At 66.7% G+C, this 16,381-nt stretch carries 7 protein-coding genes and 1 pseudogene; 2 read left to right on the forward strand and 6 right to left on the reverse strand.

The features are described from left to right. Positions 1–2 precede the first annotated feature (2 nt). From U1872_RS05980 to U1872_RS05990, 3 genes are read right to left on the reverse strand one after another with little or no spacing between them, the layout of a single operon-like run. Positions 3–1,775 carry a DUF885 domain-containing protein gene (locus tag U1872_RS05980; RefSeq protein ID WP_332792768.1) on the reverse strand — a complete coding sequence of 591 codons (1,773 nt, stop codon included), beginning with the start codon at positions 1,773–1,775 and terminating at the stop codon, positions 3–5. A gap of 2 nt (positions 1,776–1,777) precedes the next feature. Further along, a complete protein-coding gene (locus U1872_RS05985; protein WP_332791979.1) occupies positions 1,778–2,812 on the reverse strand; it encodes an Ldh family oxidoreductase in 1,035 nt (344 codons plus the stop codon). Next, positions 2,809–5,184 carry a beta-L-arabinofuranosidase domain-containing protein gene (locus U1872_RS05990; RefSeq protein ID WP_332791980.1) on the reverse strand — a complete coding sequence of 792 codons (2,376 nt, stop codon included), beginning with the start codon at positions 5,182–5,184 and terminating at the stop codon, positions 2,809–2,811. The genes U1872_RS05985 and U1872_RS05990 overlap by 4 nt, the downstream gene beginning before the upstream one ends. Before the next feature lie 295 nt (positions 5,185–5,479). Between U1872_RS05990 and U1872_RS05995 the strand changes: the two genes are divergently transcribed. Together U1872_RS05995 and U1872_RS06000 are read left to right on the forward strand one after the other, a co-directional pair. Continuing rightward, positions 5,480–7,873 (forward strand): S9 family peptidase, encoded by a 2,394-nt coding sequence (locus U1872_RS05995; protein WP_332791981.1) that lies wholly within the window; start codon positions 5,480–5,482, stop codon positions 7,871–7,873. 8 nt (positions 7,874–7,881) lie between these two features. Then, complete coding sequence (locus tag U1872_RS06000) at positions 7,882–10,620, forward strand: DUF5695 domain-containing protein (RefSeq protein WP_332791982.1); 2,739 nt, start codon at positions 7,882–7,884, stop codon at positions 10,618–10,620. 188 nt (positions 10,621–10,808) lie between these two features. Here U1872_RS06000 and U1872_RS06005 read toward each other — a convergent pair whose 3' ends face one another. From U1872_RS06005 to U1872_RS06015, 3 genes and pseudogenes are all read right to left on the reverse strand, one after another. Further along, a complete protein-coding gene (locus U1872_RS06005; RefSeq protein WP_332791983.1) occupies positions 10,809–13,727 on the reverse strand; it encodes a TonB-dependent receptor in 2,919 nt (972 codons plus the stop codon). Positions 13,728–13,915: 188 nt separating this feature from the next. Continuing rightward, positions 13,916–15,445: pseudogene (locus tag U1872_RS06010) on the reverse strand (peptide MFS transporter). A 228-nt stretch (positions 15,446–15,673) separates the two neighbouring features. Further along, a complete protein-coding gene (locus tag U1872_RS06015) occupies positions 15,674–16,327 on the reverse strand; it encodes an NAD(P)H-dependent oxidoreductase (RefSeq protein WP_332791984.1) in 654 nt (217 codons plus the stop codon). Between the last annotated feature and the right edge of the window lie 54 nt (positions 16,328–16,381).

The following is a 16,381-nucleotide window of genomic DNA, read 5'->3' on the forward strand; positions in this document are numbered from 1 at the left end:
CGTCATTCCTCGTCGGGATAGGGGCCCTTGCCGCCATCCTTGATCAGCTGGTCGGTCCGCGCGTCGATCACCGGCAGCGGCACCGAGCCGAGCTGGAGCATCGCGTCGTGCCACGCGCGGATGTTGAACTTGGGGCCGAGCGCCGCCTCGGCGCGCGCGCGCGCCTTGCGGAAGGCGAGCTCGCCCATGTAATAGCTCAGCGCCTGGCCCGGCCACGCAATGTAGCGATCGACCTCGGTCTCGATCTCATGTTCGGACAAAGCGGTGTTGTCGTGCAGGAAGGCCTGCGCGCGCTCGCGGCTCCACCCCTGCGTGTGGATCCCGGTATCGACCACCAGCCGCGCCGCGCGCCACATCTGGTAGCTGAGCATGCCGAAGCGATCATAGGGATCGTCATACATTCCCATGTCGTCGCCGAGCTGCTCGCAATAGAGCGCCCAGCCCTCGCCGTAAGCCGAGAGATAGGCGTCGCGGCGGAACTGCGGCAGGTCCGTATTCTCGGCGGCGAGCGGCATCTGCATCGCGTGCCCCGGCGCGGATTCGTGGAGCGTCAGCGCGACCATCTGGTAATAGGGTCGCGACGGCAGGTTCCAGGTGTTGACCAGATAGATGCCCGGCCCACCGCGCCCGCCGGTGTAGAAGGGCGCGAGGTCGGCTGGCACCGGCTTGATCGCGAAACGGCTGCGCGGCAGGTGGCCGAACCAGTCGCTCGCCTTGCCGTCGAAGGTCTTGGCGATCCACGCCGCACGGTTGAGCAGGTCCTGCGGCGTCTTGGGATAGAAACGCGGATCGGTGCGCAGGAAGTGGAGGAACGCCGGCAGGTCGCCGTCGAACTTCACCGCACGCAGCACGTCCAGCATCTGCGCGCGGATCTGGGCGACCTCGGCGAGGCCGATCGCGTGGATCGCATCGGGCGGCAGGTCGAGCGTGACGAACTCGCGGATCTTCGACTGGTAATAGGCCTTGCCGTCGGGAAGATCGTAGGCGGCGAGCGTCTTGCGTGCGCCGGGGATGTATTCCGTGCGCAGGAAGGCGAGCAGCCGGGCGTGCGCCGGCACCGCCGCCTCGGCGATCGCCGCCGCGCCGGCCTTGCGCAGTTCCGCCTGCGTCGCCGCGGGAATCGCCGCGGGGAAGGTCTTGAACGGCGCGTAGAGCGGGTTGTCGGCCGGCGTCTTCGCCTCGGCCACCTGCGCGACGCCGATGTCGCGGCCGACCAACGTCACCGCCGCGGGGGTGAAGCCGCGCTTGAGGCCGGCGCGCATATTGCCGATCTGCGCGTCGAAATAGCCCGGCAAGGCGCGCAGTACCGCGATGTAGTGGCGATAATCGGCCTCGCTGTGGAAACGCCCGCGCGCGGATTCGGCGACGTCGCCCCAGAAGCTCGTGTCCGAATTGAGCGGCTTCTCATAATCGCGATAGCGCTGCTCGGCGAGCAAGGCGTCGATCTGGCCCTTATAGACCGCATAATCGACCTTCGCGGTGGGCGAGAGGCTCGCCACCGGGACCGCGGCGAGCAAACGCGCGGTTTCGGTCCAGCGCGCGAGCTTGGCCGCCTGCGCGGCCGGGCCGACATCGGGGAGATAGGCCTGCGTGCCCGGCGGACTGTTCTCGTCGGGCGCCTGCATCTTCTGGCGCCAGGCATATTCGGCGGTGGCGATCGCCTTCAGCCGCGCATCGGCCGAGGCCGGTCGCACCGCCACCTTGCGCTCGGCTCCGCCGGCAATCGCGGGCGCGGCACTCGCCAGGAGTGCCAGAAACAGCCAACCCGTTCGCATCGTCATGCTCCCGCCCCGAGGGCATTGATATCGGCGAGCAGTTGCACCGGGATGCGGACACCCTCGGCAACGCTCTTCACCCGCGCGGCATAGCGCCGCTGCGACGGCAGCCGCGCGCCCTGCCCTTCGATCGCCGCGAACATCGTCTCGGCGCGCGCCAGCTGCGCCTCGACCTGATCGCCCAGAAATCCCGCGGGATCGATCGCGATGATCAGTTCGCCGCCGAGCGGCGAGCCGCCCGCGCCGTGATCCGCCGCCAGCGATTCCGCGCTGGTCAGGTCGCCGATCAGCGGCCCCGCGATCAGTTCGACCATCGCCGCCAGCGCCGATCCCTTGTGGCCACCGAAGGTGCGCATCGCACCGTCGAGCACCGCCTTGGCATCGGTCGTCGGCGCGCCCTCCGCGTCATAACCCCAATCGTCGGGCACGGGTTTGCCAGCACGGCGATGCAATTCGATCTCGCCGCGCGCGACCGCGCTGGTCGCCAAGTCGAACACGAACGGATCGCGCCCGGCGCGCGGCCAGCCGAACGCGATCGGATTGGTGCCGAACACCGGCCGCGTGCCGCCCGCGGGGGCGACCCAGGCATGGCTCGGGGTGAAGGCGAACGCCACCAGCCCCTTGGCCGCCAACCATTCGACCTCGGGCCACAACGCCGCGAAATGCACGACATTGTTGAGCGCCAACGCGGCGATGCCGTAGCGCTGCGCCTTCTCGACCAGCAGATCGCGCCCGGTCTCGAACGCCAGTTGCGCAAACCCGCCGCCGCCATCGACCCGCGCCAGCGCGCGCGCGGGTTCGGTGAGCGCCGGGATCGCGTCAGGTACCACCGTCCCCGCCCGCAGGCTCTTGGCCGCGACGAGCAAGCGGTACAGGCCGTGCGAGATGCAGCCGTCGCGCTCGCCCGCGACCATCGTCTCGGCGACGGCATGCGCATGATCGCCCGCCAGCCCGACCTCGCGCAGCACGCGCCGCGCCAGCGCGCGGACATCGGCCAGCGACATCAGGACCGTATCCGCCGCCGCGACCTCACTCATTTCAGCGCGCCGGGCTTCGCCGTGAACAGCACCACGCCGAACACCGGCCCGGCCGAGCTGCGGTCATGCGGCACGAAGCGCACCTTGAGCTGGGTCTTCTTGTCGGTCAGCGCCTGTGGCAGCGGATATTCGACATCGAAGAACTTGCCCGGTGCGTCGCCGTCGAGCCGCTGCGTCGCCACCTTCACATTGTCGACCAGAATGTCGAAATCGCGACTGCGCTCTTCGCCCCAATAGGTCGCCTGCAGGATGAGCGGGCCCGGCTTGGCCTTCAGCGTGAATTCGAAATAGCCACCCGATCGCGCATCGCGCCCGTTGCGATTGCGGTAGCTCGTCGGGAACGACAGTTCCGAGGTCAGGCCGTGATCATGCTCGGGCTGCATCTCGCCGAGATGGACGACGTCGACCGAGCGCGCCGCAATGTCCTTCAACCGCGCCTGCTCGGCGACATAGGCGACCTGTTCGCTCTTCCATTCGCCTTCCGAGAAGCGCTTGAAATAGACCGCGCTGCGCCGCTCATATTGCTTGTAGAACGGCACGAAGCCAAGGTCGCCCGGACGCACGACGCCGCTGGTCGTGTAGGTTGCCGGGGTCGCGGTGGCATGGAAGGCGCCGAGCAGGTCGGCGCCTACCAGCGCCGGATCGGGGTTGCTCCACTCGCCCTCGGTCGTGCCGAGATCGGCCGCCATCACCATCGGCCCGCGCAGGATCGCGATCGTCTTGTCGTCGCCCGGCGTCGCCTCGATCCGCAGCTCGAGCGGGAGCGTGATCGCCACCGCATCGCCCGCGCGCCAGCTGCGCTGGACGATCGCATAGCCGCCCGCGAAGGTCGGGCTGGCCGGCTGGCCGTTGACCGTCACCACTGCCTTGCCCGCCGCCCAGCCGGGCACGCGCAGCGCGATCGCGAAACGACCGGGCTTGGCGAGCTTGGCGAGCGTCAGCGTCGAGGTCGGCTCGAACGGATATTTCGTGTCGAGCGTCAGCGCCGCACCGCGCGCGCGCCACGTCGCGTCGGCGGGGATGTAGAGGTTGACGAGCAACGCCCCCTCGCCTTCCCAGAAGATCGATTCGCCATGCTTGGCGTGGCTCTCCATCCCCGTGCCGACGCAGCACCAGAAACCGTCGTCGGCGGCGGTCGAATAACCGCGCACCGCACCGGTCAGCAGCGGCGTCATGTAGGTGAAGCCCGCGGTCTTCGGGTTCTGCGCCGCCATCACATGGTTGAGGTGCGCGCGCTCGTAATAGTCGAACAGCGCGCCGTCGGGCTGCCAGCTGTAGAGCTGCCGCGTCAGCTTGAGCATGTTGTAGCTGTTGCAATGCTCGCACGTCTGCTCGGTGATGTGCCGGCTGATCGAATCGGGCTCGGAGAAATATTCGCGATCGGCATTGCCGCCGATGACGTAGCTGTGATGCTGAGTCACCGCCTGCCAGAAGAAGCGCGCCGCATTGGCCTTGGCCGGCTCGCCGGTCAGTTCGTGGATCCGCGCCAGCCCGATCAGCTTGGGGACTTGCGTATTGGCGTGGAAATTGGCGAGCTTGTCCTGCCCCGCGACGAGCGGGTCGAGCACCTTGCGATCGTACAGCCGCTCGGCGATCGCCAGCCATTTGCGGTCGCCTGTCCGCACCGACAGTTCGGCGAAGCTCTCGTTGAGGCCACCATATTCGGTGCCGAGCATCTCCTGCATCTGCGCATCGCTCAGCGCGGCGAACACCGGCTCGAAATAGCGCGCAAAGGCGACCGCGACCGACAGCGCCTTGGCATTGCCCCAGCCGGCATGGACGTCGAGCAGCCCGGCGAACAGCTTGTGGACGGTGTAGAGCGGCGACCACGCGCCGTTGAGATCGAACCCGCCCGAGCGGATCTCGCCCCTGGTGATTTCGGGGAAGATCTCGATCGCGTCGACGACCTTGCCGTCCTTCCGCTTGCGCTGCATCGCGCCGATATAGCCGTTGCCGCGCGCCGCCTGCGCGCGCGCCAGTTCGTCGACGACATAGTCGGCGCGCGCCTTGACCGCGGCATCGCCGGTCTGCGCGTGAATCAGTGCGAGCGCGGTCATGTAGTGGCCGAGCGTGTGCCCGGCGATCGTGTCGCTTTCCCACCCGCCATAGACTGCGCCCTTGGGCGGCAGGCCGGCATAATCGAGGAAGTTGTGGAGCAGGCGATCGGCGCTCAGCCGCAGCAGATAGGTGCGATTGACCTCGACCGCGGTGGCATAATCGGACGGCCGCAACCGCACCGCCGACAGCGGCAGCGGCTGCGCCTTGCGCGGCAGGCCAGCCGCGAGCGCAACCGCGGCAAGACCCGCCGAGGGCCCCGCCAGAGTTGCGAGGGCCGCTGCTCCAGCCATCAGTTCGCGCCGCGTGCTCTGCATGCCATCACCCCCTCTAGAATATCGTATACGATTAGGACCAGTTCTTGGTTCGGTCAATCATTGATCGCCACGGCGATCATGGACCAGGCGGTGCGCCGCGGCTTGGAACGGGCTTTCGGTATTCCTCACGCCCACCATGCTACCAACACCGGATCGCAATTTCTCCGCTTCATTCCGCGCGCTACGGATACACCCCACCGGCAACTCACCTTCAACTCAAACAATCTTATATCGTATAATATTTGTTGACGCATCTCGGAGCGGCTGCTGTAGTCGCCCGCATAAGGGGAATGCCGTGCCGTCCGCTCCGTCCAGTCTTAACGATCGCACCCCGGCACTGGGCCGGGCATTCGCCCGCGCGAGCCTGCTGCTTGGCACGGCCTTAGCCGTCGTGCCGTGTGTCGCGAGCGCCGCGCCGGCGCCCACGCCACCGACAGTCGAGCAACGCTATGCGCTCGCCGACGCCTATCTTGGTGCACGGATCCGCGATCTGGTGGTCGACGAAAATCTCGACGCGCGCTTCATCGCCAACGATAGCGGCATCCTGTTCCGGCGCGGCCGTGCCGGGCAACGCGAAATCCTCTATCTCGATCTCGCGACCCACCAGCCGCGCGTGATCATCACCGAGACCGCGCTCGCGCAGCTCTTCACCGCCGTAACCGGCAGGTCGGGCCCGCCGGGCGAACTCCCGATGGGAGAGCCCGATTACGATGCAACGACAGGCGCGCTGACCTTCGGCGCGCTCGGCAAGCGCTGGACGCTCAAGGACGGCGCGCTGGCCGAAGCCGCGACCGGCGCGCCCAAAGGCGACGACGCGGTATCGCCCGACGGTCGCTTCCGCATCATCGCCGAGCAGCACAATCTCGCGGTGCTCGAGCTCAAGACCGGGCGCAAGCTCGCGCTCACCACCGACGGCACGCGCGACATGCCGTACGGCCGCGGCATCGCCGAGCTATCCGAGATCCTCCGGCAAGGCACCGAGGATCCGGTGCTCCCCGTCTCGGTCCGCTGGTCGCCCGACAGCAAACGAATCCTCACCTGGCGGCTCGACACCACCGACGTGAAGCGCCTGACGATGACGCAGGAAACCCCACCCGGCGCCTTCTATCCGCGCAGCTTTTCCTACGTCTATCCGCTCGCCGGCGCGGCGCGGCTGCCGCAGGCGAAGCAGCTGGTGATCGACATCGAGGATGCGCTCGCCCGCGGCACCGCGACGATCGTCCCGTTGCAGGTGCCGAGCGAATCGCTGCTCTACCCCGCCGACCCCTACATCGGCTGGTCGGCAGGCAAGGTGCGCTCGCAATGGACCGAGCGCGGCTATGGCCAGCTCGTCGTCTACATGTCCGACCCCGTCACCGGCGCCTCAAGCGTCGTCGCGCGCGAGGCGATGAAGCCGCTCGTCACCGTCACCTCGAGCTTCCTCCAGCCTGCGCCCGAGCTCGGCGGCGAACTCGACGTGTCCGAACGCACCGGCTGGGCGCAGCTGTATCTGGTGCGGCCCGACGCACCCGACGGCGGCATCGCGCTGACCAAGGGCCAGTGGGAAGTCACCGCGGTCAACCATGTCGACGGCGAGCACCGCTCGATCCTGCTCACCGGGGTCGGCCGCGAGGCCGATCGTAACCCCTATTATCACGCGCTCTACCGCGTGAATCTCGACGGCAGCGCGCCGCACCTGCTCACGCCCGAGCCGCTCAACCACGAGCTGCGCGTGTCCGACGACGGGCGTTTCGCGATCGATGCGATGTCGAGCCCGACCGTCCCGACGCGCACCGTCGTGCGCGACACGAGCGACGGGCACATCGTGTTCGAGCTCGGCCGCACCGACGCATCGGCGCTGGTCGCCAGCGGCTTCACCATGCCCGAGCCGTTCCGCGGCGTCGCCGCCGACGGCAAGACCCCGCTCTACGCGATGATCTATCGCCCGGCGCATTTCGACCCGACGCGGCGCTACCCGGTGATCGACAACGTCTATACCGGCCCGACGACGCACGTCGTGCCGAGCGGCTTCGGCGAGGCGGTGTTCAACGCCCCCGGCAGCGTCGCGCAGCTCGGCGCGGTCGTCGTCGTGATCGATGCGACCGGCACCTCGCAGCGCGGACAGGCCTTCCGCCTGCCCGCCTATCAGAATCTCGGCGAGGTCGGGCTCGACGATCATATCGCGATGATCCGCCAGATCGCGGCGCGCTATCCCTACATCGATACGACGCGCGCCGGCGTCTATGGCGGATCGGCCGGCGGCTATGACGCCGCGCGCTTCATCCTGCGCCGGCCCGATTTCTTCAAGGTGGCGATCGCCTCGTCGGGCAATCACGACCTGCGGCTCGACAAGGCGTGGTGGCCTGAAGTGTCGATGGGCAATCCCGACCAGGCGGTGTGGGATCGCAACTCGAACATGTCGGTCGCGGGCAATCTCAAGGGCAAGCTGCTGCTGATCCACGGCGAGATCGACGACAATGTGCCGATCACCGAGAGCTACCGGCTCGGCAACGCGCTGATCCAGGCGCAGCGCAGTTTCGACATGGTGGTGCTGCCCAACACCACGCACCGCGTGCCGCAGCCCTTCTTCTGGCGCAAGTTCCGCGACTATTTCGTCCGCAACCTGCTCGACGAGGCGCCGCCGGCCGACGCCGCCTTCGCCGACCAGAACCCGCATCCCGCAGCGGCGCCTGCCGCACCCAGACAGTGAAAGTCCCGATGACCCATACCCGCCTGCTGCGTGTCTCGCTCCTTGCGCTCGCGACCGCGACGCCCTTCGCGGTCACCGCGCAGGACGCCAAGCCGCCCAAGCCCGTCTATGCGCCGATCGCGACGACACCGCTGCGCGTCGGCACGCTGCAGCTCACGCTGCGCAGCGACACGCAGACGCTCGCCGGCCTGTCGCCGCTCGCCGATCCGGCGTTCGATTTCGTCCCCGGCAAGCGCGAGCCCGAGCGGCAGGGCGACGGCTACAATCATGTCGGCGACATCAACCTGCGGCTGCGCACCCCCGGCGGGGAATGGCGCGACTTCGCCTCGGCGCATCGCCGCAAGGCGATCCTGGCGTTGCCGGCCGGCGGCACAACGCTCGCCGCGGCCGACATCACCGCTTCGCTCGGCGACGATCTGCCGCTGCGCGTCGAGCGCCGCTGGCTCGATGTCGGTGGCGCGCCCGTGCTGCGCTTCACGCTGGTCAACACATCGACGACCCCGGTCGAGATCGGCGTGCTCGGCATGCCGATGGTGTTCGACAACATCATCGACGACCGCACGCTCGAACAGGCGCATGCGCAGGCGAGCTTCGTCGACCCCTATATCGGCCGCGATGCGGGCTATCTCCAGGTCACCCGGCTGAGCGGCAAGGGCTCTGCCTTGCTGGTTTTGCCCGAAGGCCACAGCCCGCTCGAAGCCTATGTCCCGCTCCCGCAGGACCGCGCCGCGCCCAAGGGCACGACCTTCACCGAGAAGAGCCCGCGCAGCCAGACGTCGGAAGGCTTTTACGACTGGACCGTCGCGTCCAGGGGTTATGCCGACAAGGAATGGAGCAAGGCCGGGCCGCAGTGGAACGCGTCGACCAGCATCACGCTCGCGCCCGGCGAACGCCGCGACGTCGGCGTGCGCTTCGTGCAATCGCCCGATATCCGCGCGATCGAGACGACGCTCGCCGCGCAGCACCGCCCGGTCGCGGTCGGCATCCCCGGCTATGTCGTGCCGACCGACCTGACCGCTGCGCTGTTCCTCAAATATGGCAGCAAGGTCGCCAAGGTGGAGTCCTTCCCCGCCGGCGCGCTGATCGCCACGCCGACCGCCGCGGCCAAGGGTTGGGCGCGCTATGACGTGCAGGCGCGCGGCTGGGGCCCGGCGCGGCTCAGCATCACCTATGCCGACGGGACGGTGCAGACCGTCAGCTACGACATCACCAAGCCGCTCGACCAGGTGATGGCCGACATCGGCCGATTTACCACCACGAAACAATGGTATGACGACAAGGCCGACCCGTTCCACCGCGCGCCTGCGATCCTCTCCTACGACAAGGAAGCCGGCAAGATCCTGACGCAGGAGCCGCGCGTGTGGATCTCGGGGATGAGCGACGAGGGCGGCGCCGGCAGCTGGGTCGCGGCGATGATGAAGCAGCTCGACAATCCCGACGCGGCCGAGGTCGGCAAGCTCGAGGCACTGGTCGACGAAACCGTCGTCGGCACGCTGCAGGTCGCCAGCGGCGAGCATGCCGGCGCGGTCAAGAAGAGCATCTTCTATTACGACCCGAAGGAACATCCCGGCTATTACGACCCGACCGAGAATTGGCGGAACTGGACGTCGTGGTCGCACAAGGACGCCGACGATCTCGGCCGCGCCTACAATTATCCGCACGTCGCGATCGGGCATTGGGTGCTCTATCGCCTCGCACGCAACCATCCCGGTCTCGTCACGCGCCACGACTGGCGCTGGTATCTCGACCATGCCTACGGCACCGTCACCGCGATGATGCGCGACGCGCCCTATTACACGCAGTTCGGGCTGATGGAGGGCGACGTGTTCGTCGACATCCTGAAGGACCTCAAGCGCGAGGGGCTGACCGCCGAGGCAACCAATATGGAAGCGCTGATGAAGGGCCGCGCCGACCATTGGAAGACGCTGCAATATCCCTTCGGCAGCGAGATGGCGTGGGATTCGACCGGCCAGCCCGAGGTCTATGCTTGGATGCGCTATTTCGGCTACCAGCCACAGGCCGACACCACGCGTGAGGCGATCCTCGGTTACGATCCGACGATCCCGAGCTGGGGCTACAACGGCAATGCCCGGCGCTATTGGGACTTCCTGTACGGCGGCAAATATCCGCGGATCGAGCGGCAGATCCACCATTATGGCTCGGCACTCAACGCCGTCCCGCTGTTCGATGCCTATCGCGCCAACCCGGCCGACAGCCACCTGCTGCGCGTCGCCTATGGCGGCATGATGGGCGGGATCACCAACATCGATCGCGACGGCTTCGGCTCGGCCGCGTTCCATAGCTGGCCCGACCGGATGGCGTGGGATCCCTATACCGGCGATTATGGCATGGGCTTCTTCGGCCATGCCTATGCCGCGGCGACCTATCTGGTCGAGGATCCGACCTTCGGCTGGGTGTCGTATGGCGGCAATGTGACCCGGACGCGCGCGCGCGTCGCCGTGGTGCCCAAGGACGGCGCGCGGTCGCGGCTGTTCGTGGCCCCCGCCGGCACCTGGATTACGCTCGAGGCGGGCAAGATCGCCAGCGCAGCCTATGCGCCCGCCACGCGCACGATCACGCTGACGCTCGATCCGGCCACCACGACCACGCCGGCGGCGCGGCTGTTCGTCGAGACGACGACCAAGACCGGCCGGCCGTACGACACCACCGCCGGCACACTCGAACGCGGCGCGCGGACGATCCCGCTGTCGGCGGGCACGACGACGGTGGTGCTGACCCCGCGCTGACCCAAGGGCCGCTTCCCCGGCCGATGGCGGGGAAGCGGCAAGGCGGGATATCCCCCCGCTTCCAAAAGATTCCACGCACGAAAAAGGGGTGCGGCGAATATTCGCCGCACCCCTTTTTCGTGTTCAGAAACCGCTTCCCCTCCGGAGCGTCACCCCGGACGCCTGCCCGGGGTGACGCTCGGAAGCCTTCAGAAGCGGAAGCGCGCGCTCGTCTGGATCGTGCGAGCCTGGACGCGGACGCCGACCGGAAGCGCATTGTAGGCGCCGAAGTAGGAGTCGGCATTGTCGTGCAGCAGGTTGGTCGCCTCGACGCTCAACGTCAGGAACTTGAACGGCGTGACGTTGACCGCCGCATCGAGCCGCGACGTCTGCCGGGTGTAGACCGAATAGCCCGGGTTCACATAATCGATCCCGGTCTTGTACTTCGAGCGATAGTTATAGGCGATACGGGCGCTGAGCACCGGCGTGTCGTAGATGAGCGCCACGTTCCCCGAATATTTGGACGTGTAGGGCGCGTCGTAAAGCCCCTGCGTGTCCACATCGCTATCGGCATAAGCGAGCTGGAGCGATGCCGTCGGGATATAGGTGAAGTTGGCGTTGATCCCGAAATGCTTCGCGAAGCCGGGCAGGAAGTCGAAGAAGGTGTTCACCTGCGCCTCGAGCCCGAAGATCTTGCCCGGCCCCGCATTGCGCGGCTTGCCAACGATATAGAGACCGTCGGCCGCGAGCGGATTGGGCGCCAGCCCGACGACCGCCTCGCGAATTTCGGTATAATAGATGAAGCCGGTCTGGTTCTTCAGGAACGTCCCGAGCGAGATCAGGCCACCCTTGCCCCAATAATATTCGAGCGAGGCATCGTAGTTGTTTTCCTGCGTCGGCTTGAGGTCCGGATTGCCGGCGTAAACACGGCCCGCCGTCGTCGCATCGAGGATGTTGACCGCCGAGCGCATGCTGTAGAAATCCGGGCGCGACACGTTGTGCGTGTAGGACAGCCGCAACTGGACCTTCGGCGTGAAGTGCAGGATCGCCGTCGCGCTGGGTAGCAGGTCGACGTAGTTCACCTTGCTGCCGGTCGGGACGTAGGCGACGCCCTGCGCATAATCGGGCGTTCCGTTCGCGAGGAACGCCTTCCACGCATAGCGCGAGCTGACCGCCGTTCCCCAGGTATTGACGTAGCGCAGGCCGATCGTGCCATCGACCGGGAAGCCCGCCTTGAAGCCGTAGTTGAGCGAGCCGTAGCTGGCGAAGGTGCGCTCATGCTCCTTGAAGCTCTCGCCGGGATCGGTCGTCGCCGGCTGCGACAGCGTCCAGTCGCGGCCGGTGAGATCGGCCCGGTTTCCGATGAGGTAGCTCCGCATCGCGCCGAAATTGTCGTACAGGCTGGCCCCGTCGAGATGGTACCAGGTCGGCGCCCCGGAAATATCCGGTGTGGTCGTGGCCACGTTGATCCCGGTCGCCGCGCCCACTGCGTTCATCGTCGGCGCGGTCGCGGTGGTGGCGAAGAACGCATCGCGATAGCCGTAATCGCGCGAGATCGTGTGCTTGGTGAAGCGCGTCCCGAACTGCACCGAGCGCAGCAGGCCGGTCGCACTGGTCTGCACGGTGAAATCGAGGTTGGTCGCGAACAGCGTGTCGTTGTTGGTGCCGCGCTGGTCGTGGATCTGGTAGAGCTTGTAGTTGGCGGGATTGTTGAGGTCGGTGTTCGGGAAGGTGACGAACGGGCCGCCGCCGGGGACGTTGGGCGAATTGAAGTCGACGTTGGCGACGTTGCCGCCGGTCAGGCGATACTGGCTCTGGACGAAATATTGGCTGTAGTCGGACCAGTTGTACTGGCTGCCGAACTTGATCTCGACCGCGTCCGAATGCCAGCGCGTCTCGAAATTGGCGTTGTAGGTGTCGCTCTTCGTCTTCTGGAAGATGTTGAGCGGGCCGCCCTGGACTCCCTCGCGACCGTTGTTGGTGATCGTCGTCGAGCGGATCGTGCCGTCGGGATTGACGACGAGGTTGCTGTAGGCGCCCTGGTCGCTGTTGGTCTGAATGCGCAGATTGTTGCGCTCGTCGTCCGAGCGGACACCGAGATACGAACCTTCGAGCACGAAATCGAGATGGTCGCTCGCGCGCCATTGCCACGAGGCGTTGAGCGACGGGCGCTTGATCGAGCCTGATTCCACGCCGTAGTTGATCGCGTAGGGGATGATCGTGTTCTGCAGCGCGACCGGCAGCAGCGCGTTGGACTGGCTCCCGGTGAAGAAGCCGATCTGCTGCGGCGATTCACTGACAACGTAATTCTCGAAGTAATTGTTGCGCGTATACGACCCGTTCAGCAGCACGCCCATCTCGCCGATCGGCGTGTCGAAGCGTTCGGCGAGCAGCAGGCTGGCATAGGGGCTCTTGGTGTTGCCGAGATCCGAGAAGGTCTCGCGGAAGCTTCCGGCGACCGTCAGGCCGCGCTTGAGATCGAGCGGACGGCGCAACTCGACATTGACCGTGCCGGCAATGCCGCCCTCGACCTGATCGGCGCTGCGCGTCTTGTAGACCTGCACCGACTTGAGCAGTTCGGCGGGGATGTCGGCGAGGTTGAGCGACCGCGAGCCAGCGCTGGTCGCCTCATTGCCGTTGATCGTCGTCTGCACGTCGCTCAGGCCGCGGATCGTGACACCGGTCCCCTCGCCATGCGAGCGGTCGATCTGCACGCCGGTGACGCGCGCGAGTGCCTCGGGCACATTGTTGTCGGGCAGCTTGCCGGCGTCCTCGGCATCGACCGAGTCGACGATCTGCTTGGAGTTGCGCTTGCGGTCGCGCGCCGATTTGAGGCTCGCGCGTAGGCCGACCACGACGATGTCGTTGCCCTCGGCACTGGTGTAGGTCGCGCTGTCCGCGCCGCGGGCGGCGGCGGCATCGACCGCCTTGGCGCGGCGGCGCGCGGCGGCACGCTCGGCGCGTGCCTGACGGCGAGCGGCGGCGCGGTCGGCCTTGGACAAAGGGGCATCCGCCGCGGTCTGCTGAGCGGTCGCCGCCGATCGGATCGTGATGGCGGCGGCGGGAGCGCCCGTCGCGAGCAGCGCGGCCGCGCCGCTCGTAAGCGCGAAAACAACTTTCAATTTCATCGTATATCCACCCCGTTTAACCCCCCGTTACTCTGCGCCGGAGGCCCCAATGACAGGTTTATGACATACTATATAAAGTATACAAGTTGAAAAATGTCGCGCTGGCATGCTAATGGGCGATATTATGTGCCGCGCGTCGCGTGGCCTGAACGATCGTTGCGTTGCCGTCAGAAACGCACGAGTGAGGTTCACGCCTGCCCCGGCAACCCGTCTGCGATGCTTGCCAAATGCATTCGCCGCACCACGAACGGGCTGAGCGCCATGACGACGACGCCGGTCATGATCGAGATGCCGGCGATATTGCTGTAGACGTGCAGGATCGTGTCCGCGCCCGCGCCGACGCCCCCGGTCGCCTGTGCGATCAGCGCTGCGATGAAGTTGCCGGCTGCGGTCGACAGGAACCAGGTTCCCATCATCAGCCCGGTCATGCTGGCGATCGGCAGTCGCGTCATCGACGACAGGCCGATCGGCGAAAAGCAGAGTTCGCCCATGGCATGGAACAGATAGAGCAGGATGATGAACAGTGCGGGCGTCAGGCCGCCCGCCGCGGGAGCCCCCGCGACAAGCACGACGAAGCCGAGACCGACCAGCATCAGCCCGATCCCGAACTTCATCGGTACGCTCGGTTCGCGCCCACGCCGCGCCAGCCACCCCCAGCCCCACGCGAAGACCGGCGCGAGCAGGATGATGAAGGCCGAATTGACCGACTGGAACACCGATGCGGGCACCGCCCAGCCGAACAGCATGCGATCGACGCGCTCGTCGGTGAAGACGTTGAGCGATGACCCGGCCTGTTCGAACAGCGCCCAGAACAGCGGGCACAATGCGACGAGGACCATCGCGGCGAACACACGGTCGCGATCAACCGCCGGCAAGGTCCACACCGCGCGATAGACGATGTAGGCCACCGTCAGTGCCGCGAAACCGACGAGCAGCACCCCGACCGCGCCCTGCGACCGGATCAGCCACCATACCACGCCGACCGCGCCGATCGCGCCGAGATAGAGCAGCGCCTCGCGCGGGACGCCGCCGGGACCGCGCGTCGCAAGCCACACATCGGACGGTGGCGCCCCAGCGCCGTGCAATTCCTTGCGGAACAGGACGAACACGCCGAGCCCGAGCAGCATCCCCACCCCCGCCGCGCCGAAACCGTAGGACCAGCCGACCGTCTCGCCGAGGATTCCGATCAGGATCGCGCCGATCCAGGCGCCGGTGTTGATCCCCATGTAGAAGATCGAAAAGGCGGGATCGCGCCTCGGGTCGTCGCGGCGATAGAGCTGGCCGACCAGCACCGAGACGTTCGCCTTGAGAAAGCCGGTACCGATCACGATCGCCGCCAGCCCGAGGTAGAAGCCGTTGAGATACGCGCCCTGCGTGCCGACCGGCCCTTCGACCAGCGCGATCAGCAGATGCCCGATTACGATGAAGATACCCCCGGCCAGCACCGCCTTGCGCGCGCCCAGATACCGATCCGCGAGATAGCCGCCGATCACTGGCGTGACGTAGACGAGCGAGGTGTAGGCCCCATAGACCGCGTAGGACTGATCCTTGGCGAACAGGAAATGCTTGGTCAGGTAGAAAATCAGGATCGCGCGCATGCCTTAATAGGAGAAGCGCTCCCACAATTCGGCGAAAAACAGCACGAACAGGCCGCGCGGATGGCCGAACAGAGTCTTGCCTGCGATTGGAACGGCACTGGCCTGGTCGAGACCCGGCATCAGGCGGATCGCCGATGCGCCGGTCGATGTGCACCGCAAAAAGCCGGATAGTCCCACTGCATCCCGTGATCTCCCGCAACGACGGGATCACGGTATATGGTATAATATAAAGTGCAAGGATTGCCGGGCGGCCGTTTAATCGGGCGCTTGCCTTCATTCGCCGTCAGGCGTCGCGCACGCTGTGCGCCAAGCCGTCGAGGCGAGGCGCATCCGTGTGCGGATCGGGCCTCACAGCATCAGCGGAACCGCGTGCCGGTCGGCCTCGAGCTCCTCGACCAGCGCGACCGCCTGGGCTTTCACCGCATCGAGGTGGCGCCGTGCCCAGGCCGGCTCCATATCCGGCGTGACATGCCCGAAATGATGGTGGCGGGAGGGGCGCATCGCGAAGGCGTGCTCGATATAATGATCAAAGCCTTGTGTGAGCGCCTTGAGCTGGCCCATCTCGTCGAGCCAGATTTCCTTCAACCCCGAGGTCGTGAAGCTGAGCATCCGCCGCCCCGCAAGCACCCCCTTGGCCGCACCGCGATAGACCGCGGCGGGCATGACGCCGCTGCCGAGCACGCGTTCGACATAGCCCTTCAGCATCGCCGGCGGCGTGCCGAACCAGATCGGATAGACCAGCACGAACACATCGGTGTCGCGCAGGATCTCGAGTTCGGCCTCGACATCGTCGAAGGTGCGCGCGTCGGGCCCCGGCCGTTCGATCGATTTGAGCACCGGGTGGAACCCCATCGCGTACAGGTCGCGCACGATCACGTCGTGGCCATGCGCGCGCACCGTCGCGCAATAGGTCGCGGCCACCGCGGCGTTGAAGCTGTCCTGCTCAGGATGGCACAGGACGACGACGTGGCGCGGGGGCTTGGTGGACATGGGCTCGGGCATTGGGGATTCTCCTCGCGCCAGCGCTACGCCAGCCGCGCCCCCCGCGCTGTCCGT

It is taken from the genome of Parasphingomonas frigoris (assembly GCF_036663815.1).
Classification (GTDB): Bacteria; Pseudomonadota; Alphaproteobacteria; order Sphingomonadales; family Sphingomonadaceae; genus Sphingomonas.